Source organism: Gracilibacillus kekensis (assembly GCF_900143085.1).
GTDB lineage: Bacteria > Bacillota > Bacilli > Bacillales > Amphibacillaceae > Gracilibacillus > Gracilibacillus kekensis.
Genome location: NZ_FRCZ01000004.1, coordinates 1 through 21,484, shown reverse-complemented (window position 1 = coordinate 21,484; position 21,484 = coordinate 1). Strand labels below are relative to the sequence as shown.

18 protein-coding genes are annotated in these 21,484 nt (G+C 35.4%); all 18 read right to left on the bottom strand.

Annotated features, from left to right (window positions below):
* Positions 1-578: 578 nt before the first annotated feature.
* Positions 579-1,718 carry a cell division protein FtsZ gene (gene ftsZ / locus BUC25_RS10305; protein ID WP_073201796.1) on the bottom strand — a complete coding sequence of 380 codons (1,140 nt, stop codon included), beginning with the start codon at positions 1,716-1,718 and terminating at the stop codon, positions 579-581.
* A 68-nt stretch (positions 1,719-1,786) separates the two neighbouring features.
* On the bottom strand, positions 1,787-3,082 hold the full coding sequence (gene ftsA / locus BUC25_RS10300; RefSeq protein ID WP_073201795.1) for a cell division protein FtsA: 1,296 nt from the start codon (positions 3,080-3,082) through the stop codon (positions 1,787-1,789).
* Between the two features lie 134 nt (positions 3,083-3,216).
* Positions 3,217-3,606, bottom strand: a complete 390-nt coding sequence (locus tag BUC25_RS10295) for a small basic family protein (protein WP_073201794.1) — start codon at positions 3,604-3,606, stop codon at positions 3,217-3,219.
* Positions 3,606-4,331: a DUF881 domain-containing protein gene (locus tag BUC25_RS10290; protein WP_073201793.1), complete on the bottom strand. Its 726-nt coding sequence runs from the start codon at positions 4,329-4,331 to the stop codon at positions 3,606-3,608. Before BUC25_RS10290 ends, BUC25_RS10295 begins: the two co-directional genes overlap by 1 nt.
* A gap of 5 nt (positions 4,332-4,336) precedes the next feature.
* Positions 4,337-5,023, bottom strand: a complete 687-nt coding sequence (locus BUC25_RS10285) for a DUF881 domain-containing protein (protein WP_073201792.1) — start codon at positions 5,021-5,023, stop codon at positions 4,337-4,339.
* The gene (locus tag BUC25_RS10280; protein ID WP_073201791.1) at positions 5,013-5,804 is read right to left on the bottom strand and encodes a cell division protein FtsQ/DivIB; all 792 of its coding nucleotides are present in this window, start codon (positions 5,802-5,804) and stop codon (positions 5,013-5,015) included. The genes BUC25_RS10285 and BUC25_RS10280 overlap by 11 nt, the downstream gene beginning before the upstream one ends.
* Before the next feature lie 106 nt (positions 5,805-5,910).
* Positions 5,911-7,014 carry a stage V sporulation protein E gene (spoVE, locus tag BUC25_RS10275; protein WP_073201790.1) on the bottom strand — a complete coding sequence of 368 codons (1,104 nt, stop codon included), beginning with the start codon at positions 7,012-7,014 and terminating at the stop codon, positions 5,911-5,913.
* 84 nt (positions 7,015-7,098) lie between these two features.
* Positions 7,099-8,445 (bottom strand): UDP-N-acetylmuramoyl-L-alanine--D-glutamate ligase, encoded by a 1,347-nt coding sequence (murD, locus tag BUC25_RS10270; RefSeq protein ID WP_073201789.1) that lies wholly within the window; start codon positions 8,443-8,445, stop codon positions 7,099-7,101.
* Entirely contained in the window at positions 8,442-9,428 is a 987-nt protein-coding gene (gene mraY / locus BUC25_RS10265; protein WP_073201788.1) for a phospho-N-acetylmuramoyl-pentapeptide-transferase, read from the bottom strand. Before mraY ends, murD begins: the two co-directional genes overlap by 4 nt.
* A gap of 45 nt (positions 9,429-9,473) precedes the next feature.
* Positions 9,474-10,934, bottom strand: a complete 1,461-nt coding sequence (locus BUC25_RS10260; RefSeq protein WP_073201787.1) for a UDP-N-acetylmuramoyl-L-alanyl-D-glutamate--2,6-diaminopimelate ligase — start codon at positions 10,932-10,934, stop codon at positions 9,474-9,476.
* A 208-nt stretch (positions 10,935-11,142) separates the two neighbouring features.
* Complete coding sequence (locus BUC25_RS10255) at positions 11,143-13,068, bottom strand: stage V sporulation protein D (protein ID WP_073201786.1); 1,926 nt, start codon at positions 13,066-13,068, stop codon at positions 11,143-11,145.
* Between the two features lie 79 nt (positions 13,069-13,147).
* Positions 13,148-15,316, bottom strand: coding sequence for a penicillin-binding protein (locus BUC25_RS10250; RefSeq protein ID WP_073201785.1), 2,169 nt, complete (start codon positions 15,314-15,316; stop codon positions 13,148-13,150).
* Between the two features lie 10 nt (positions 15,317-15,326).
* Positions 15,327-15,707 (bottom strand): cell division protein FtsL, encoded by a 381-nt coding sequence (gene ftsL / locus BUC25_RS10245; RefSeq protein ID WP_073201784.1) that lies wholly within the window; start codon positions 15,705-15,707, stop codon positions 15,327-15,329.
* A 24-nt stretch (positions 15,708-15,731) separates the two neighbouring features.
* Entirely contained in the window at positions 15,732-16,682 is a 951-nt protein-coding gene (gene rsmH / locus BUC25_RS10240) for a 16S rRNA (cytosine(1402)-N(4))-methyltransferase RsmH (RefSeq protein ID WP_073201783.1), read from the bottom strand.
* A gap of 25 nt (positions 16,683-16,707) precedes the next feature.
* Positions 16,708-17,139, bottom strand: a complete 432-nt coding sequence (mraZ, locus tag BUC25_RS10235) for a division/cell wall cluster transcriptional repressor MraZ (RefSeq protein WP_073201782.1) — start codon at positions 17,137-17,139, stop codon at positions 16,708-16,710.
* Between the two features lie 824 nt (positions 17,140-17,963).
* Complete coding sequence (bshC, locus tag BUC25_RS10230) at positions 17,964-19,586, bottom strand: bacillithiol biosynthesis cysteine-adding enzyme BshC (protein ID WP_073201781.1); 1,623 nt, start codon at positions 19,584-19,586, stop codon at positions 17,964-17,966.
* 105 nt (positions 19,587-19,691) lie between these two features.
* The gene (locus BUC25_RS19875) at positions 19,692-20,045 is read right to left on the bottom strand and encodes a DUF3397 domain-containing protein (protein WP_425292872.1); all 354 of its coding nucleotides are present in this window, start codon (positions 20,043-20,045) and stop codon (positions 19,692-19,694) included.
* A 214-nt stretch (positions 20,046-20,259) separates the two neighbouring features.
* Positions 20,260-20,709, bottom strand: a complete 450-nt coding sequence (locus BUC25_RS10220) for an RsfA family transcriptional regulator (RefSeq protein WP_073201779.1) — start codon at positions 20,707-20,709, stop codon at positions 20,260-20,262.
* Between the last annotated feature and the right edge of the window lie 775 nt (positions 20,710-21,484).

Below are 21,484 nucleotides of genomic sequence, written 5' to 3'. Positions count from 1 at the left end.
TTGACATGATGTATGAATGTGGGATCCGCTACGGCTTGGCCACTCCCCTTTCCATGGGGTTTTTCCTTCAGCTAACTTTTCCAAGCAAAAACCGCATGGAAAAGTGGATCTTCAGGAAAACGAGTCCCATAGGAGTTGGAGTGGCCGCCCCCGCTCAATGTGATGCTACAATTTTTGCAAATGCTGTTATTTTGGATTATTTCTAGAATATTTATCACAAAAGATTGTGCGGATAGCAAAAATGCACCCTCTTGCTTTAGTTGTAGAGTATAAAAAAGCGCAGGTGTCGGCTTCTACTCCTGCGGGATGTTTTTATCCGAAGATCCACTTTTTAAGCGCACTTTGCTTAAAAAGTTAGCTGAGGAGAAAAACCCGCGGAAAGGGAAGCCGACAAGCCGGAGCGATTGCAAAGCACATATAATATTTCATAATTACCACTACAATAGTGTCGTATAATCCTGCTTATACGTATATATATATGTTTTTTTGTGAGGCTGCTCGGGGTTATGGTACTTTCGTTTGGTCATGGATTTTAAGGTATAAAAAAAGTTGCCAATTGGAGTTGGCAACTTTTCTGTCTATCTTCTTCTATTACGATTACGTAAAAATGTTGGTATATCTAATGTATCCTCTTCTTGTTTTGGTCTCGGTTGAGACTGTGGAGAGGCTTGAGGTGATTCTTGCGATTTCTCTGGTTGTCTTTCTCTTTTTGCAGTATTAGCTTGTAAAACAGATTTCGGTTTGTTCTGAGCATTTTTCATTTGTGTTTCATCAAATCCAGTTGCTATCACGGTAACAACAATTTCATCTTTTAAATCTTCATTGATAACAGAACCGAAAATTACATTCACTTCTTGGTCTGCAGCAGATGTTACAATATCAGCTGCTTCTTGCACTTCATAAAGACTTAAGTTTGTTCCACCGGTAATATTCATTAAGACTCCATGAGCACCATCAATAGAGGTTTCAAGCAATGGAGAAGAAATGGCTTTTTTAGCCGCTTCTGCTGCTCTACTTTCACCTGTTGCAACACCAATACCCATTAAAGCAGATCCTTTATCAGCCATAATCGTTTTGACATCGGCAAAGTCTACGTTAATCAGACCAGGGGTTGCAATTAAATCCGAAATACCTTGTACACCCTGACGCAAGACATTATCCGCTTCACGGAAAGCTTCTAACATCGGCGTATTTTTATCTATTATTTCTAATAAACGATCATTTGGAATAACAATTAATGTATCTACGCTGCTTTTTAAACCATCAATACCAGAAACAGCTTGAGTTGCTCTCTTTCTACCTTCAAATGTAAATGGACGGGTAACCACACCGACAGTTAGTGCTCCTAATTCTTTTGCAACTTGCGCAATCACTGGAGCAGCACCTGTACCAGTACCACCACCCATTCCAGCTGTAACAAACACCATATCTGAACCTTTTAAAATTTCTTCTATTTGTTCTTTACTTTCTTCCGCTGCTTTACGACCAACTTCAGGATTTGCACCTGCACCTAGTCCTCTCGTTAATTTCGTTCCAATTTGCATTTTAACTTCTGCTTTCGATAAATTTAAAGCTTGAGCATCTGTATTAACAGCAATAAATTCAACACCCTGCACACCATGCTCGATCATTCGGTTAACAGCGTTACTTCCGCCACCACCGACACCGATTACTTTTATCGTAGCTAGTTGGTCCATATTCGTATCAAAGTCTAACATGCCATTTCCTCCTATTTTGCAAGATTAATAGTTTGTCTCATTCTACGTCTCTAATTACTTCATTTTTCTTAATCAAAGAAATATTTGAAGAAGTTCGCTAATTTCGGTTCTTTCTTTTCTTTTGTTTTCTGTTTCGGACTATGTGTCTTTTTCGATCGTATTGGTTTTTCTTTTTCAACATGACTCACATTATTTTGTTGAGAAGTAACTGCATTTGAAAACTCTTTCCCTTGTATTTTCGCATTCTTATAAGCAAATTTCAAGATACCAATACCAGCAGTAAATTGAGGTTCGCGAACCCCTATGTAATCTGGGATAGCAATTCTCACGTTGCTTTGAAATATGTCTTGTGCTAAGTCTGCAGCACCAGGCATACTCATAGAACCACCAGTTAGTACAAGACCTCCTGGAATCTCATCATATCCCATTTTCTGAATTTCACGAGCACTATAAATCAATATTTCTTCTAATCGTGCTTCCATTATTTCTGCTAAATCTAATTGATTATAAGATTGTCTTTGGTTACTACCAATTATATTAACTTCAAAGGCCTCTTCTTCGTTAGCATCATTTATAAATGCATGACCATGTTCCAATTTAATGTCTTCTGCTTCTTCACTTGTAGTACGTAACCCGATCGACAAATCTTTGGAAATGTTATATCCGCCAAGAGGTACTACACGGGTTCCTACTAAGCCGTCATCTTCAAAGACAGATACGGTAGTACTTCCACCACCTATATCCAATAAAGCTACCCCTAAATTTTTCTCATCTTGAGATAAGGCAACTTCCCCTGTTGCTAATGGCTGTAAGCAAATATCCATTATACTTAAACCAGCCTTTTCTACACATTTCAATATATTATGTAACATAGTTTTGGAACAAGTAATAATCGTGCCTTCCATTTCTAAACGTACACCGATCATACCTCGTGGATCACGTATTTCGTCTAGACCATCTACAATGAATTGTTTCGGTATAACATCAACAATCTCACGTTCAGGCGGAATTGACATTACTTGTGCTGCATCCATTACGCGATGGATATCTTCTTCTGCAATCTCTTTGTTATCACTTGATACAGCAACCACGCCATGACAGGCTTGAAGTTGCACATGATTCCCATTAATTCCAACTAATACTTGATCAATTTGTATATCTACCATGCGTTCAGCTTGTTCAACTGCCGCACGGATGGAATGAACTGTCTCATCAATATCAACGATAGCACCTTTCTTCATTCCTAAAGATTTAGCCGTACCTACACCAATAACATTAAGAGAATCACCAAGGATCTCCCCAATAATCACTTTTATTTTTGATGTACCTATATCCAAGCTGACTAAAATTTCACCGTTGTCCATGAGGCACCTCCTATTTCTATGCATTTATCTGCGAAACATTTCATATAATAAATTGTATTAAACACTATTATAATAAAAAACTCAATATTTTTCATGAATATATGTAAATTTATCTTAAAAATATTAAAATTTATTTATTTAAGGGTGGAATTTGTCGAAATATCATTGCTTTTCTTAGATTTTTTATAAAGATAATATTTATCAAGTAATATTCTTCTTATGATCGCTAAGTTTTGAAAAAGCCTTACCCCAAAAGCGAAGATCGCGGCTAGATAAAGGTCAATCCCTAGCTGAACACCTAAAAATGCTAAAAATGCAGCTAATGAAACATTAAAGAAAAAACCCGAAATAAATACTTTCTGATCAAATTTTGCTTCAAGCTGTGCTCTTATTCCTCCAAATAATGTATCTAGAGCAGCTAGAACAGCGATGGATAAATAATTTGAATAAACATCAGGTATTGTGAAGTTAGTCATAAAGCCCAACAACAAACCTATAATTAAAAACAATGCAGGCAATAGCATTAACTTTCACCTTCTTCTGGGACGTCACCAAGCTGAACATCTTTAAAATTTATTGTACCTTCATATTTTGGAAGTTTAATCTTTTCTTGTTCTTTAAAACTAATTGTAACATTTTCTAGTGCAAAATAATCATTTATTTCACTTACTTCAATATGATTTATTAATCTTTCTGTGTCTTTGGTTAATACACGAATCTCTACTGGTAAGCTACCTATAGAACTATTGTTCACATATACTTCACCATTGACATCTCTAATTGGAGTAATATTGACGATTCGTTGATTACCAACCGCCATTTCATTTGCTCCATATGCATTTAAGTCATTTATAAATAACTGTAATAATTCTGCATTTAGAGAGGGGAATTCTTGATATCCTTCATCTAAAAACAGTGGCTCAATGGTTAAAACTACACCGTTACCCACAATTTCTGTTAAACCAGCTTCTTTTTGTAGCGCTTCTATAGATTCTTTTAAAGAATCTATTTGTTGATGTTCCGTCTGTTCTTGATATTCAAGTAACATTTTTTCTGCAATTGCAATTTCTTGATATAAGTTTTGTTGCATTTTTTGTTCTTCTTGAAGAGCACTTCTAATTTCCCAAGTATCTCTAGTCTCTCGGTCGACTGGTTGTTGATTCGTATTAAATAATATTGCAACCATAAATCCAATTAGCAGACAAACAAATCCAATCATAAGCTTTTGCTTAGTGATAACGTTCTTCATTTCTGTCACATATCCTTTGCAAACATTTCAATATTTGTTTCTTTTTCGACCGTTACCTCAATATTGTCTTGCACAAGCATATCGATTACACCATTTTTCAAGTTTAAGCTTACTTCTAATATTTCCTGATCTCCAATAGCAGAGATAACAAAGGGTGCAGGATGAACCGAACCGTCAACCGAAACTACTGGGCCCACACATGATATATAGCTATTGCGGTAAATTCTTTGTCCATTGATAGCAATAGCTTTAGCTCCTGCACTATAAAGTTCGTTCACCGTCTTATGAATATGCCGGTCATGAACAATATACTGATTTGCGTGATCTTCAGAAGGAATATAACTTGCGTCCGATAGTGTAATTGCTACACCGTCTCCAACGATCGGCAATTCTCCGGTTAATTTTTGAAGATTTGCCTTTGTTTCAACCAAGTCCTTTAAATCAGCAGCACCATTTGCTAATTCTTGTTCAGTTTCCTGGACCTCTTGCCGAATCTTATTAAGTTCATCTCTCAATTGTTTATTCTTTTCTTCCATATCAATCAGCTGTTTTCGATAGTAGTAATCTCTTTCCCATTCCTGATCATTGACTTGCACAATTTCAGCAGTTGATTTTGTATGTTGATAACTAAATGTTAATAAAAATCCAAGTAGCAAGAATACAAAAGCGAATATAAGTTGTTTACTCTTCATTTTCTTCTTCGATATCCTCCTCTTGCGCTTCCAGTTTATATGGTGTAAAAACTGCCCCACTTTCATCAATCTTAATGACTCCCTCACTCTTTGGATCTAATTGTGTAACAATAGAGGGGTAGCTATTTAGTGTAGAAGATAGATTTCTTATAGACGATTCCACTTCCTGTCCATCTGTCATATAAAGCTTCACTTTATACGGATTAGAATCCGATGGAATCCAATGTATTTCAGAAATTAGCACAGAGACATAAGCAGATAAATCACCAATCTCTTCAGCTAATTCCTTTAGATAATGATTATCCTTAAATCCTAATAATAAAGGAACTTCCCCGATTACAGCTGACCAATTGACTTCCGATAATAAATCACCATTTTCTAAAATTGGGTGCAATTTATTGTTAATATCCACATAACCAATGTGCATTAGTTCATCTATTTCTATAACAATAGTGTTAGGAAATGATTTAGAAACATCTACTGCGGTGACCTGTGGATGTGAAATTATAGCTTGTTCCATTTCTTTCGAATCCGCGCCCCAAAAATTTGTGTTCTTTTCTATCTTGCTGAGTTGGATTATTTCTTCTTTCTCTACCCAATTCAATCCATTTACTTTTACGTTCTTTACATAACTCATAGGGGATTGTAAATAAACAACGATAAAAATTAATACAAAAAAGATGAGCAAATAAAATATTAATTTTCTATTTGCTTTTTTGCGTCTTTCATTTTTCAGTTTTGGAATACGATCTTCAATTGAAACAACTCTTTTTTGTACCATAAAAAAACTTCCTTTTCTATTAATCCGGTTACTAAATATTGTATTCTGTCTAGTTTAGATTATATCACAGGAAACAACCGTAAGTAATCATCCAAATCTCCCAAGTTTATTGTTTATATTTACTAATATTGATTAATATCCCCACAGAGCAAAGTGTTAAAGTTAAAGAAGATCCACCATAACTTAAAAACGGAAGTGTAATTCCTGTTACCGGTATTAATCCAATCACAACACTGATGTTGATCATTACTTGAATCATGATCATGCTAACAATACCGATGGCTAGTAATCTGGCAAACAAATCTGGTGCGTAAACTGCCGTTAATATACCTCTCCAAATAAATAAGAAGAATAATAAGATAACAAAAGCAGCTCCGATAAACCCTAATTCTTCTGCAATAATCGCAAAAATAAAATCATTATGTGGTTCAGGTAAATAAAAGTATTTTTGCAAGCTATTACCGAAACCAACTCCAAACAAACCACCAGGACCGATCGCATATAGAGATTGAATGATCTGAAAGCCGGTTCCTAAAGGATCTTGCCAAGGATCTAAAAAAGCAGTTATCCGATTCATTCTGTATGGGGCGGAAATAATAAGCAATAAAAAACCAATAAACCCAAATCCTGCAAGAAAGGAAAAATGGATAATTTTTGCACCAGCTACAAAAATCAGAAGAAAACAGGTTAAGAGGAATACCATACCGGTACCTAAATCAGGTTGAAGCATAATAAATAAAAAAATAAGAATGGTAAAGAATAGTGGAGGTAAAAACCCTTTTTTAAACTCTGTTATTTTGTCTTGAAGATTAACTAAATATCCGCTCAGGAACATGATTGATGCCAATTTTATAAATTCAGCTGGCTGGATGCTAAATGCGCCGACCCCTATCCAACTTCTCGCTCCACCTCTAACCATTCCTATACCTGGTATAAGAACAGCAATTAATAACAAAAAACAAAGAATAAAGATCCACTTTCGATATTTTATCCATAGAAAGTAAGGAATATTGGACACTAAAAACATAGCAACGACTCCAACACCAGCGAAAAGTAATTGTCTCTTTAAAAAATAAAAAGAATCATCAAATTTATACAATGCCCAAATTGAAGAAGCACTATACACCATCAGTGTACCAATCGATAATATAGCTAAGATTATAACAATTAAAAAATAATCAGGTTTATGATCTTTCACCATTGATTGCATAAAAAAACCCCCAAATTCTATAATGAATTAGGGGCTTAGTATCAAATGAAACTATCTGAGTATTATAATAGACAAGCCCCTCTATTATAACTTATGCACAGATTCCATAAACATGTTGCCTCTCTCTTCAAATGTTTTATATTGATCCCAACTCGCACAGGCTGGGGAGAGTAAAACAACGTCCCCCTCTTGTGATAAGCGAAATGACTCTTTTACAGCTTCATCCATAGTGTCGACCAAATGAATGTTTTTTACTCCATTTGCTTTTCCCACTCGTTCTAGCTTAGGTGCTGTTTCTCCAAATAAAACAAGTGCTTTTACATTTTTCATAACTGTACGAAGATCATCAAATTCGTTACCACGATCAAGTCCACCTGCCAATAGGATAGTAGGTTGTTCAAATGCTGACAAGGCTTTTTGTGTAGCTAAAATATTGGTTGCTTTTGAGTCATTATAAAAGGATATCCCCTTTATTTTTTTTACGAATTGCAAGCGATGAGTAACCCCAGTGAATGTGGTTAAAACTTCATATATTACTTGATTGGATATACCTTCAACTTTCGCTACAGATATAGCTGCTAAGATATTTTCAATGTTATGTTCACCAACTAAAACAATAGCATTAAGATCAATTATTTTATCACCTTTGAAATAAATCGCACTTTCGTTACAATATGTTCCATCTAATAGTTTCTGTTTTCGACTGAAAGGTATTAGCGTTGAACATGCATTTTCAACGATTCTTGCAACACGTTCATCATCATAATTATAAACAAGCACGTCTTGGCTTGTTTGATTTTTAAAAATATTAGCTTTTGCATTTTGATAGTGTTCCAATGTGTGATGATAGTCCAAGTGGGCTTCAAAAATATTTAAAAGTACTGCAATACTAGGCTTGAAAGTATCGATTCCCAGTAATTGAAAAGAAGATAATTCGGCCACCATTGTTTGATTATTATCCATATGTGCTGCTACTTCTGAGGCAACATGACCAATATTACCTGCTAAACTTACAGGCTTCTCTGCTTTTGTATACATTTCATAAATCAATGTTGTCGTAGTTGTTTTTCCATTTGAACCTGTTATTGCAACTAGTTGTTCAATTCCAAAATATGAAATTAATTCGATTTCGGTTAACACTGGAATATCTTTTTCGATGGCTTTTTCTATTAAAATATTTTCATAGGGTATGCCTGGATTCTTAATAATCACATCCACCGTCTCAATTAATTCGAGTGGGTGTTCTCCTACAATTACAGGAATCCCTAACGAACGTAATTGTTGTACATTATCATTATGCTCAGAGGCTTTTAAATCATTTGCTGTAACCTCAATACCATTTCTTGATAACAATTTGGCTACAGCCGTCCCGCTTTTTGCTAATCCTAAAACTAATACTCTTTGAAATGCAAAGTTTTTTAAGTTTCTCATGATGATAACACCTCAATATAAATGCCTAAAACGGCAAACAATACACCTACAGTCCAAAAAGTTGTCACTACACGCCACTCTGACCAGCCTTTTAATTCATAATGATGATGAAGCGGGCTCATTAAGAATATCCGTTTACCTCTTGTTTTAAAAGAAATGACTTGAATCATTACAGATAAAGTCTCGATCACAAATACGCCACCAATAATAACTAATAAGATTTCTAATTTTAATAAAATTGCGATAGCTCCAATAGCACCACCAAGTGCTAAAGACCCTGTATCACCCATAAATACTTTTGCAGGGTGTGCATTAAATACCAGAAAGCCTAATAATGCCCCTACAACAGACAGGCTAAATAATGTCACATTTAAATCAGGAGTCCCATACCACGCTAAAATAGCAAATGCACCAAACGCAACAGCTGCTGTTCCGGCTAATAAACCGTCTAATCCATCTGTCAAATTTACTGCGTTAGATGCTCCAACTAACATAACAATGATAAAGATAGGGTAAAACCATCCTAAATCAAATGAAATGGAGGTTCCAGGTAGCTCAAGGCTCGTTGAAAAATCTTGCTGTAATAATACAACGTAAAAAATAACAGCAATCACAATTTGCCCAAGCAGTTTTTGTTTGGAAGTCAAACCTAAATTTCTCTTAAGGACTACTTTAATAAAATCATCTAAAAATCCTAAAAGTCCAAAACCAATTAAAACAAGTAATAGTAAATAGATCTCATAGCCTAATCCGCCTTGGTTTATTCGCGCAACCACTAATATACTTGTGATGGTTACACTAAGTATGATCATTACTCCGCCCATAGTAGGAGTTCCTGATTTTTTCTGGTGTGACTTTGGTCCCTCTTCTCTAATACTTTGACCGAATTTTAACCTTTTAAGAAAAGGAATTAAAATCGGGGATAGTAGAACAGTAATCAAAAATGCGATCGCTACTGTAATTAAAAATGTATATTCATTCATCAATTCTCTCTCCAATCTCCTATCCAAATGGTGCGTCGTTTCTTATTATTCATTTAGAAATTCTAGTGCTGCCTTTTCATCATCAAAGTCTAAAACTTCATCTCCAACTATTTGATATGTTTCATGACCTTTACCAGCGATAAGCACAACATCATCTTTTCTTGCCCGTTGAATCGCCTGCTGAATTGCGTTTTTACGATCTATTTGTATTTGATAATTTTGTGAACTGATTCCCGCTACCATATCATCAATAATCGCTTGAGGTGATTCAGAACGCGGATTATCTGATGTAAAAATAGCATAATCGGCATATTGACATGCAACTTCAGCCATCAGTGGTCTTTTACGGCGATCACGATCACCACCACAACCAACTACCACATGTATGTCACCTTGACAAAAACGTTGAATCGTTGATAACACATTTTCCAGTGAATCAGGGGTATGAGCATAATCGATAATGACACTGAAGTCTTGTTGATGTTCGACAGGTTGGAAACGTCCTTTCACACCGGTGGTTTGATTCAAAACCGTTTGAATATCGGTTAATGCAATGCCCGAAGCATACGCAGCAGCAGCTGCTGCCAGAATATTATAAACACTAAACATCCCCATTAATTTGCTATGAATCGCAATAACACCTTCTGGGGTATTCATATTAAATGTGACACCAGCTGACTTCCACTCAATTTCTGTTGCTTGGAATGTTGCTTCGTTTTTCACACCATAGGTTAGGATAGGCTGGGCCGTTGCTTTTATTAAGAAATCCGCATTAGAATCGTCTAGATTAATAATAGCATATTTCGCTTTTTTCTGGTTGAGGCTATTACCTAGTTGAGAAAAAAGTAAACTTTTTGCATATAAATAATGGTCCATCGATTGATGATAATCAAGATGATCTTGTGATAAATTAGTAAATACGGCTATATCTACATCAACACCATGTACTCTCCCTATGTCTAATGCGTGCGATGATACTTCCATTGTGACAACGTCCACGTTTTCGTCTACCATTTTCCGTAAGTTCTTTTGTAAAAACAATGCATCTGGTGTAGTGTTCTTCACTGGATAATTTTGGTCTTCAATAACCATTTGTAACGTACCAATAAGCGCGGTTTTTAGTGAAACATACCGGTGTATTTCATCAATTATATGAGTAACTGAAGTTTTACCGTTTGTTCCCGTAACTCCAATCACTTTCAAATCCGCTGATGGATGCTGATAAAAGGCATTTGCCAGTTGGGCTAGTGCTCTTGATGTATCAGGAACAATTACGACAGGTACTGAAACGTTTAATTCTTTTTCAGATACAATTAAGCTAGCACCATTATCAACTGCCGCTTGTGCAAACTGATGACCATCAACCGTATATCCCTTAATACAAATAAACATCGCTTCATTAGTAATTTCCCGATGATCCATTTCAATATTTTTTACGATGACCCTATCTAGTTTTTGATCACACTTAAATTCCGACAGTATATTTATTAACTTTTCTGCATTCATTTTTTCACCTTTTCGTTATTAATTAAATCAATATAGTGAGAATTTTGACCTTTGAAGAAATACAACTCTCAAAATATCCTTACAAAAATATATCAGGTTCGTTAGTAACTATGATTCCGATTTTTTATTAGCTGAAACTATATGTTTTATGATAAACAACTATATAATTATATCAGAAGGTTAAGCACTTTACGATAATAATTTATTACTATTTATTACCTAAAACAAGCCTAATTTTACTTCCTTCCTCAATTTTTTCACCAGCAGAAGGAGCTTGATCAATTATATAATCCCCCTCACCAACTACATCCACCTGTAAAGACAATAAATATTGCTGTAAATCCTTTTTATTCAATCCAATAAGATCAGGCACTTCCACCAATGGTGTGTCTGGCCACTGATATTCCTTTTCTAGTCCATCCTTCTGTTTAGGTATCCCTAAAGCTCGTAGGCTATCGTCAATAATATTACCAACAATTGGCGCAGCTACCACTCCTCCAAATTGTACGACATTCTTAGGGTTATCAACAGCTACATATACTACGATCTCTGGGTCATTTGCGGGCGCAAACCCTATAAAAGATACAATATGATTATTCTCCAAGTACCTACCATTTTCTCCTACCTTTTGTGCCGTTCCCGTTTTACCTCCAACTCGATATCCTTCCACATATGCACTTCTACCTGTACCTACCGCCACCACTGACTCTAGTGTTTCCCTTATTTCTTTTGAAGTTTCACTTGAAATGACTCGATCCTTTAGAACTGGCTCCATCTCTTCGATTGCTTCACCAGTTATTGGATCTAAGAAAGCTTTTGCAACATATGGTTCGTAAAGATATCCTCCGTTTACGGCTGCCGATACAGCCATAACTTGTTGAATAGGAGTTACAGATACACCTTGACCAAAAGAAGTTGTTGCTAATTCAACTGGTCCCACATTTTCTAAATCAAATAATATCCCTGTTGCTTCGCCTTGTAAATCCACTCCTGTTTTTTCCCCGAAACCAAATTGATCTATATAAGAAAAAAGTTTCTCTTTTCCTAGTTTTTGTCCTAGAACAATAAAACCGGGGTTACAAGAATTTTGAACGACTTCCAGAAAAGTTTGATGGCCGTGTCCTCCACTTTTCCAGCAGTGAAGATGTGTTCCCCCAACTTCAATGTCACCATCATCAATATACTCATCTTCTAACAAATCTACCAACCCTTCTTCTAATGCCGCTGCAAGGGTAATGATCTTAAAGGTGGAGCCTGGTTCATAGGTACTCCATATTGGTAAATTACGATTATAAACCTCTGCACTTAGTTCTTTATAATTAGCAGGGTCGAAGTTTGGCCTTGATGACATCCCTAGAATACTACCGTCTTTAGGATTAACTGCAATCGCAATTGCTCCATCTGGATTATATTTTTCCTCTGCTATATCCAACTCTCTTTCAATAATCGTTTGTACCCGATTATCAGTAGTTAACTGTAAATCATATCCATCCACAGGAGCGGTATATTTGTCTGCCATTTGCGGCATTCTTTTCCCTTTTGCATCACTATAAAACGATAAACTACCAGGTGTTCCACTTAAATAATCTTCATAATAGAGTTCCAGGCCTGTTAAACCTTGATTATCGATACCACTAAATCCAAGCACATGCGACAAATACGCACCATTTGGATAATGTCTTATTGAATCTTCAGAGATATAAACACCTTCCAAATCTAAAGTTTGAACGGCAAGGGCTTTCTCTTCTGAAATTTTTCTTCCTTCTGGATGAAGTCTTACGATACGCTCATTTTTAGAAATAGCTGTTAATGCATCTTGATAAGACATACCAAGGACGTCCGATAAAGCTTGTGCAGTTTCTTCTTTCTTTGTAACTTGACGAGGCACAACCATCACAGTAGGAGCCGAAATGTTTTCTGCTAGTACCTCTTCGTTCCTATCGACAATTTTGCCTCGTTCTGGCTCAAATACAATATCTCTACTCCATAATTCCTCTGCTTGAGCTATTAAAAAATCGGACCAAATAAATTGCACATAACCAAGCCGGAAAATAATGATCGCCATAACTAAAAAGGCAAAAAGAAACACAGTGACTATTCTGCGCTGCACCATCATATTGGTAATACGTTTCATAACATTTCTCCTTTAAGTCAAGAACTGTTTGTCCCAATATATGATTGTGATAATTCGAATAGAACACTGTGATACTTTGTTAGGATGTTTCTTCATCATTATTGTTTGGTTCTTCTAATTCTAACATTAAATAATCGCCTTTTTTAAATGCTTCTCCTTTTTTGATGCTCTGTTTAACAATATATCCACTTCCTAGCCATTCTAAATCAAGATCCATAAAATCTCGGAATATTAGAGCATCTCGGAATGACCACCCTGTCATGTTAGGCATTTTCAGGTTATCTGTTGCTATAAAAACCTTTTGTCTCGAAGTTACTTTCGTTCCAGCTTCAAGGTTTACGTTTGTTATCTTATCGCCATCTCCAATAACTATCGGTTTAATACCCATTTTTGTTAATTCATTAACATATGACTCAGTATCCTCACCTTGCCAGTCTGGTATTTCAGATACTTGAACAGGTTCTGTTGCTTCCTTATCAGGTTGAATTTTCAAATACCGAAGACTATTTTCCATTACATTTTTGAAAATAAATGAAACTGGAGCCGACCCGGATTCTGTCACTTCCAACTCAGGTTCTTTAACAGATACATACATAATCAGTTCAGGATCGTCAGCAGGTGCCATACCTAAGAAGGAGAACACATAACTATCTCTTCCTGTTTTATATTTCTCTGTCTCTGGATCCACAAAATTAGCTGTTCCTGTTTTTCCTGCTACGGTATAATCATTTAAATTATAAATATTGTGGCCTGTACCTTTTTCCGATGTAATAACAGTCTCAAGGACTTTTAACGTCTCAGATGCCGTTTGAGCTGAAATTGGTTCGCCTACTACTTCTGGTTGATTTTCTGTCAACACCTCATTTGTGTCATGATCAATCGTTCGATCAATAATATAAGGCTTAAGCATTTTACCATTATTAGCAATAGCGGTAGCAGCCTTCATCAGTTGAATAGGTGTGGTGGTAGAACCTTGACCATACGAAGTAGTAACTTTTTCATCTGTATATTGATAAAGAATCCTTCCCGCTACTTCACCTGGTAAATCAATTTTCGTCTTTTGATCAAAATCAAATGCTTTTAAATATTCTAAGAATCGTTCTGGCCCAATTTTTTCATATGCTAATCTTGCTGCTGCAACATTTGAAGATCTTTGAATTCCTTCAAGATAACTAATCGTTCCCCAACCTCTGTGTTGGTTATGATCACCTATGGTACGTGAATAGTCCTCTGCCTTATATGTACCAGATTTAAAGGTCTCCTCAGGATTCCATACACCTTCTTCAATCGCCGAAGCTAGGGTAAATATTTTCATAGTAGAACCTGGCTCAAATGGTGTGGCTATCACGTCATTGTACCAGTTATCTACCTCACCTAGATTATTCGGATTATAACTCGGCCGATTACTAAGCGCTAGAACCTCGCCTGATTTTGCATTCATTACCACTGCCGTCATTCGATCCGGGTTATACTCTTTATCAACCTCTGACATCGCGTCTTCTAGCAATGTTTGTATCTTTTGATCCAAAGTAAGATAGACGTCATCACCATTTTCTGGCTTATTAATTACCTCTTTGGGATTCAATAATTTAAAGTTAAACTTATCACGCTGATAGGAAATAGATCCATCAACACCTGTTAACAAATCATTCATGTAACCCTCAACACCATTAATTCCGACTATTTGATCTTCTTGCTTATCTGTTAACCCAATAGTCTGTGAAGCAAACATACCATTTGGATAAAAACGAATAGGTTCTTCAATAAAATTTATACCTGGTAATTCAAGAGATTCAATTTCTTCCTTCTGATCTTGATTTAATTCGCGGCCTGCGGAACCAAATTCTACCTGGAACCTACCGTTCGTTACAGCTTCTTTTAAGCGTTCTGCGATATCACTTTCCTCGATCTCAAGAATAGGAGCGAGCTTTTTTGCAGTTTCACTAATATCTTTCACATGCTTTGGGTTTAATGGATTAGAAGTATGAGCTTCATCCACTATTGCATATACACGGTAAACGACATGTTCTTGAGCCAAAGACATGCCGTTTCGATCATAAATGGTTCCTCTACTTGCTGGTATGGTAAATTGATTCGTTCTTTTCTCATCGGCTAGTTCTTGTATCGAGACCCCTGCTACCTCGCCAGAAACTTGAATATATAAGAACCTGCCTGCAATAGCGAGAAATGCAATTGAAAAAAATACCATCCATACAGTTGGCATTATTTGAGTAATTTTACTTTTCATGATTAAACACCTAATCTGTTATCTCAGTTGCTTGTTTCACTTGGGTATTTTTTACTTCCAAGCCATTCTTTTTCGCAGTTTTTATTATTCTTTCAGGTTGACTTAACTCTTTCTTTTTATATGCCAAATTTTTATTATGTACATTTTGCTGATCTATCTGAGTGTTTAACGATTCAATATTTCGATTTAATTGGTCTACCGAAGAACTAAAGGAAACAATGTAAGCAGAAACAGCAAGGAACATCACTGCAAAAATAATATACATTAGCTTCTCCCCACGCGTTACCCATCGTTTCTGTACTTTTACTTTCTTTCTAACGACGTTAGGTTGTTGAACTTGTTGTCTCTGTTGTTCTTCTGTATGCCATACTCTAGCGTGTTGACTACTCATTGTATTTCCACCCTTCTATTTTATCTATTCTTCGTCCATATCTTTTATTTTTTCAATAATTCTTAATTTAGCAGATCTCGATCGTCTATTTTTTTCTAATTCTTCTTCTGATGGCAAAATAGGCTTTCGGTTGATTAAATGAAATGCTGGTTTATATTCTTCTGGTATAACAGGAATATTTTTAGGCAATGGAGGAACAGTACTCCACTTCTTAAAGGTCTGCTTACAAATACGATCCTCTAAGGAATGAAAGGTAATGACAGAAATCCTGCCTCCAATAGATAATGACCTACCAGCCTGAGTTAAAACATCTTCAAATGCCTGTAGTTCATCATTTACTGCTATTCGAATAGCTTGAAAAATTCGTTTAGCAGGATGTCCACCTTTTCTGCGAGCAGGTGCTGGAATTGCTTCTTTAATAATCTCTACTAAATCAAAGGTCGTTTCAATTGGTTTATCTTCTCTAGTTGCTTCGATTTTACGAGCTATTTGTTTTGAAAACTTTTCCTCACCATATTTGAAGAAGATAGATACTAATTGCTGATAGGACCAACTATTAACAAGTTCATACGCATTTAACTCACCATCTTTATTCATGCGCATATCTAATGGTGCATCATGTTGATAACTGAACCCTCGCTCTCCTCGGTCTAGTTGTGGAGAGGATACCCCGAGATCGAATAACACGCCATCCACTTCAGAAATGTTTAATTTCTGTAACTCTTCCTGCAAATATCTAAAATTACTTTTAACATATGTTATTTTCTCTTCATGTTTTTGTAATCTTTCCTTTGCTGCATCTATGGCATCTTGATCCTGATCGAAGGCAATCAACCTACCTCCACTTTCAAGCTTCTCCAGTATGTATTCTGAGTGGCCCCCTCCACCAAGCGTACAGTCAACATAAATTCCTTCTGGTTGTATGTTAAGTCCGTTTACTGTTTCTGTTTTTAGTACTGTGTAATGGTCAAACATGGGCCCCCTCCTATCTTGTTGTCTTTTATAAATCAAAATCCATCATATTTTCTGCAATTTCTGCAAATGATTCTTCTGAAACATCTACAAAATCATTCCATTTATCATCTGCCCAAAATTCTACACGGTTTGAAACACCTATTACAGCACATTCTTTCTCAATGCTTGCGTATTTACGTAAAGGTGCGGGTATGTTTATTCTTCCCTGTTTATCCAGTTCACATTCAACTGCTCCAGAGAAGAAAAAACGGGTAAAAGCCCGTGCATCTTTTTTAGTTAACGGTAATTTCTTTAGTTTTTCCTCTAATTGGTGCCATTCGTTCATTGGATATGCAAACAAGCATTGATCAAGTCCGCGAGTGACAACAAACTGTTCTCCTAGCCCATCCCTGAACTTAGAAGGTACAATAATACGGCCTTTTGTATCAATGTTGTGTTGATATTCTCCCATGAACATACCCTAGCACCCCACTTTCTAACTTTATCGTACCACATTCCCCCACTTTTCACCACTAAAACTTTAAAAAAATAACTATTTTATTGTAAGCGCTTTGATTATTGAGGAAAAACACTGTAATAACAACTATATATTTAGCCGATATTTTATTAGAAAGCACACATTAAATCACATAAGCAGGATTATTCGACACTATTGTAGTGGTAATTTTGAGATATTGTATATGCTTTGCAACCGCTCCGGCTGTCCGTTTCCCTTTCCGCGGGTTTTTCTCCTCAGCTAACTTTTTAAGCAAAGTGCGCTTGAAAAGTGGATCTTCGGATAAAAACATCCCGCAGGAGTGGAAACGGACGCCTGCGCTTTTTAATGCTCTACAACTAAAGCAAGAAAAATCATATTTGTGTTATTCACTATTTACCATCAAGTTATCATTAGATTACTTATCAATATAAGCTGATTTATTGTCTAACTGTAACCATCCAAAATATTAGCATTTGCAATAGTTGTAGAGTCCCACTAAGCGTAGGCGGCCACTTCCACTCCTATGGGATCTTTTTTGCTGAAGATCCACTTTTCCATGCGGTTTTTGCTTGGAAAAGTTAGCTAAAGGAAAAAGCCCATGGAAAGGGAAGTGGGCAAGCCGAAGCGGTTTTTACGCACAAATCATTTCATAATTACCAACCAGAGTAATGTCGTATAATTCTGCTTATCTGTAACATGATAAATCATTTTTTACTATGACAAAGTTATGTTATTAGGACGAGGGTTAACTTATAGTAATAAAAAAAGGTAATCAGCTGTTATAGCTAATTACCTTTTGTCAATTATAAGTACGCGATATAATGTTGTTTTTTCCAATCAAAGGAATATTCATTTAATTCTTTTAACCAATCATCCCCGTAATGGTTTAGAAAATAGATAATATTCCATACTCTTTCCTGTAAACCACCGAAAGGCTTTACATGCATTTGTACATAATCAAATTCTTTGAGATGAATATCATATTTTTGTGAAAGTTCATGATTGATTCGACTAGTCAATTGATCAACATGAGCAAAAATTAATTCCAAATTTTTATCAGCAAATTGTGAAATGTCACTTGTAAGATGATTAGTAATTTCTTTCATAGGTGAATGGCCTTGTTCTATCAGCGCTTTAAACTGATCCGCCATTTCTTCAACAGGTGTATGCGATTGTGCATTGAGCCAATTTTGTTTATAGGAGTACACTCCCTTATTTATTACCTGTTCAATCGAGATACTGTATTTATTTACTAGTTTTGATACCTTTTGATCTATAAATGTTATTGATACACGCGGCAGAACTGGTGGCATCTTCATCTCTAAATGATGAAAAGCCTCTTTAAGTATGGACCAATAGGCAGCTTCACTCGGTCCAGCGAAAAAAGCTAATGTCGGAAACAATTTTTCTTGCATTAATGGACGTGTTACCACATTATTACTTAATCTTTCCGGCGTTTCTTTTGCTACAACCAAAAGTTCTTCATAAGTATATTGGCACTCATTATTTTTACCTACCCATTTATTCTCTTCTTTTTGCAATAAGATACGTTCTCCGTTTTCTTCAATAAATAAATTACCGTCTTTCTCTTTTACATCAACCGAAACATGGTAGCCTTTTGTTCTCACCGATTGTAATGATTTATAAACATCTTCATTAATTCTTTCTTGTTTTCGTATCATTTCTTCAAAATGCATCGATTCCAACTGTCGGACATGTCTGTTCCCTGAGTCGATCAGAATTAAACCTGTATCTTTAAATATCTGATGGATAAACAGTGCAAAAAAATCAGTGAAGGTCTCCGCTTCATGCATATGACGTTCCACATTAGTGATTAACTCCTTTGTATAAGCGGTTTCTTTTAACGTACCAAAAATAGATTGAACCCATTCAGTTATTACACTTGTGTCTAATGAGCGATTGGACACAGAGACCCTTTCCGCAAACTCATCTCGTAATGAATGTTTTTTTAGTTCAGATACATCTTGTAGATAAATATGGTTCACTTCATCGTAATCATGATCTTCACCAGCTATCCAGAAAACAGGTAAAACAGGTACCCCAAGCTCTTCTTGTTGTTGTTTTGCTAACGAAATAATTGAGATTATTTTATTTACTGTGTAGAGTGGTCCAGATAAAACACCTGCCTGTTGCCCCCCTATTACTACTACGCTGTTTTGATCACGTAAACTCTCAATGTTCTTAAATGTTGATTTACATGCATTCCACTTAAGATTTAATTTGTATAAGACATCCGCTAATGCATCCCGATTGAAATTTTGTTCCTTTAAATCACTAACACGTTTTTTAAAAACATTATTTTCGTAGGGATTATAATCAAAATGGTCTAATAAAGATGTATTTTGTTGTTCGTATTCATGAATAAATTTATTATGTAAATCGAGTCTTTTGGATTCGATACGCATTAATGAACTGCCCCTTTATTTTCAATATGTACAATTGTAATCCATTAGTATTGTACATAATAGCGACGATAAAAGCACATAATTTGTTTAGAAATTTAACTTCACTTATAAAACCAAGTTAATATTGTAAAATAAACCGTAAAATATCGATACTAAATGTAATGTAAAAAATAATAAAAATGTTATTTTCCAAAACCTTTTCCATACATGTTTAAAAATAATATCTGTATAGAGTTTCCAATGGATAAAAATACAAATAATAAGCATAAATGATAACAGTATCAAAATGTAACCAAATGGGTTAATAGAAAATATAGAATAAATTATCGTGCCAAACGAAATAATATATAAAACAGTTGTTGTGTTGACAGCTAGGTGTATCGAATACCACTTCTTTTTAAATACCTTAAATGAGAGTAAATAAACGGTATAGGTGATAACGAAAGGCAGTGTTATCATAAAAGCTATTATATAAGATAAACTATCTACCATAGGTTAACCTCACTTCTATTGTAGTAATTACTTTTTTACTATTACTTTTGGTCATATTCTTTTTTTATTATATAAGACTTTTTCACTTGTGCAAACATTAAAATTACAAAAATAGAAAAACCTCATCTAAAAAATTGATGAGGTATTATGATAGATTATTATTCTTAAGAAGTAGTATAAATTAATGCGAAAGTTTCTCAAGTGCTTGATGAACCGTTTGGGCAAATTCTCGATAATTTTGCAGTTCTTGTTTGATTCTTTTATTCTCATCCAGTACACTACGTAATTCTTCCCGATGATCGATTTGTTGATAAAAGCTTTGTAATCTTTCTAAGGTCTCAATTACATCGTGAATGTTTGGTTGTTCGATTGTCTTATTTTCAATTGTGTCAGTAGTACTAAGTGGTAGTTTCTTGCGATTTCTTTTTGCAAGTTGAATAGCTTCTTCATATTGTTTTCTTAGCGTTGCATTCCATCTAAATCCGCAGGCTGCAGAAGTACGCGATAATCTTCCACCTACTTCTTTAAAAGCTTCTAATTGTGTTTGCCCCTCTCGAATATAGCGCAATACCGTTTCTGCTAATAAAATATCCTCATCATTTGTCCAAGCATCTTGACGGTTTCCCTGCATAATCTCCACCTCCTAATCCTTGTTATCAATTTATGCAACTAATAGAAGAGATAGACATAATGTTCATATAAAAACAGAAAAATCAATCAACTTCTTTCCATTTACTCTCTTGATATTTACTTGCAAAATAGATCCAAATTATGAGATATTATTTGTGCTTTGCAATCGCTACGGCTTGCCCGCTTCCCTTCCTTTCCGCGAGTTTTTATACTTTACAACTAAAGTAAGAATAATCATATTGGCGTTATTCAATATTGCTTATGGATTTGTCTTTAGATTACTTATCATTATTAACAAAACAAGCTCATATCTGTAACAAACCAAAATGCTAGCATTTGCAATATTTGTAGAGTTTCATTCAGCGTAGGCGGCCACTTCCACTCCGTTGGGATCGTTTTCCCTGAAGATCCACTTTTCCTCGCGGTTTTTGCGTGAAAAAGTTAGCTGAAGGGAAAACCCCACTGCATAAAATCACAACGAAAGCTTGCTTGAGTCGATGTTGCACTTGTGCCCATGGTAAAAGGGAAGTGGGCAATCCGAAGCGTTTTCTATGCACATTTATCATTTCAAAATGGATACCAAAGTTGTGTCGCATAATCCTGCTTATACGTTACAAATTGAAATTATTCTTAAGAATTCGAGTGTGAATGCAATTAATCGTAGCACTGTATACTTTTTTATATGACCTTTTGTCAAATTAAGTGCAACAGTTCTTCCTGAAACGCTTCGTGTGTAGTTTTCCAATTCAAGCATTTTCTTGGTCTATTGTTAATTA

What these genes read in the sequence shown, in the direction of transcription:
- ftsZ (WP_073201796.1), bottom strand. Translation starts at nt 1,718, where the DNA reads ATGTTAGACTTTGATACGAATATGGACCAACTAGCTACGATAAAAGTA.
- ftsA (WP_073201795.1), bottom strand. Translation starts at nt 3,082, where the DNA reads ATGGACAACGGTGAAATTTTAGTCAGCTTGGATATAGGTACATCAAAA.
- BUC25_RS10295 (WP_073201794.1), bottom strand. Translation starts at nt 3,606, where the DNA reads ATGCTATTGCCTGCATTGTTTTTAATTATAGGTTTGTTGTTGGGCTTT.
- BUC25_RS10290 (WP_073201793.1), bottom strand. Translation starts at nt 4,331, where the DNA reads ATGAAGAACGTTATCACTAAGCAAAAGCTTATGATTGGATTTGTTTGT.
- BUC25_RS10285 (WP_073201792.1), bottom strand. Translation starts at nt 5,023, where the DNA reads ATGAAGAGTAAACAACTTATATTCGCTTTTGTATTCTTGCTACTTGGA.
- BUC25_RS10280 (WP_073201791.1), bottom strand. Translation starts at nt 5,804, where the DNA reads ATGGTACAAAAAAGAGTTGTTTCAATTGAAGATCGTATTCCAAAACTG.
- spoVE (WP_073201790.1), bottom strand. Translation starts at nt 7,014, where the DNA reads ATGCAATCAATGGTGAAAGATCATAAACCTGATTATTTTTTAATTGTT.
- murD (WP_073201789.1), bottom strand. Translation starts at nt 8,445, where the DNA reads ATGAGAAACTTAAAAAACTTTGCATTTCAAAGAGTATTAGTTTTAGGA.
- mraY (WP_073201788.1), bottom strand. Translation starts at nt 9,428, where the DNA reads ATGAATGAATATACATTTTTAATTACAGTAGCGATCGCATTTTTGATT.
- BUC25_RS10260 (WP_073201787.1), bottom strand. Translation starts at nt 10,934, where the DNA reads ATGAATGCAGAAAAGTTAATAAATATACTGTCGGAATTTAAGTGTGAT.
- BUC25_RS10255 (WP_073201786.1), bottom strand. Translation starts at nt 13,068, where the DNA reads ATGAAACGTATTACCAATATGATGGTGCAGCGCAGAATAGTCACTGTG.
- BUC25_RS10250 (WP_073201785.1), bottom strand. Translation starts at nt 15,316, where the DNA reads ATGAAAAGTAAAATTACTCAAATAATGCCAACTGTATGGATGGTATTT.
- ftsL (WP_073201784.1), bottom strand. Translation starts at nt 15,707, where the DNA reads ATGAGTAGTCAACACGCTAGAGTATGGCATACAGAAGAACAACAGAGA.
- rsmH (WP_073201783.1), bottom strand. Translation starts at nt 16,682, where the DNA reads ATGTTTGACCATTACACAGTACTAAAAACAGAAACAGTAAACGGACTT.
- mraZ (WP_073201782.1), bottom strand. Translation starts at nt 17,139, where the DNA reads ATGTTCATGGGAGAATATCAACACAACATTGATACAAAAGGCCGTATT.
- bshC (WP_073201781.1), bottom strand. Translation starts at nt 19,586, where the DNA reads ATGCGTATCGAATCCAAAAGACTCGATTTACATAATAAATTTATTCAT.
- BUC25_RS19875 (WP_425292872.1), bottom strand. Translation starts at nt 20,045, where the DNA reads ATGATAACACTGCCTTTCGTTATCACCTATACCGTTTATTTACTCTCA.
- BUC25_RS10220 (WP_073201779.1), bottom strand. Translation starts at nt 20,709, where the DNA reads ATGCAGGGAAACCGTCAAGATGCTTGGACAAATGATGAGGATATTTTA.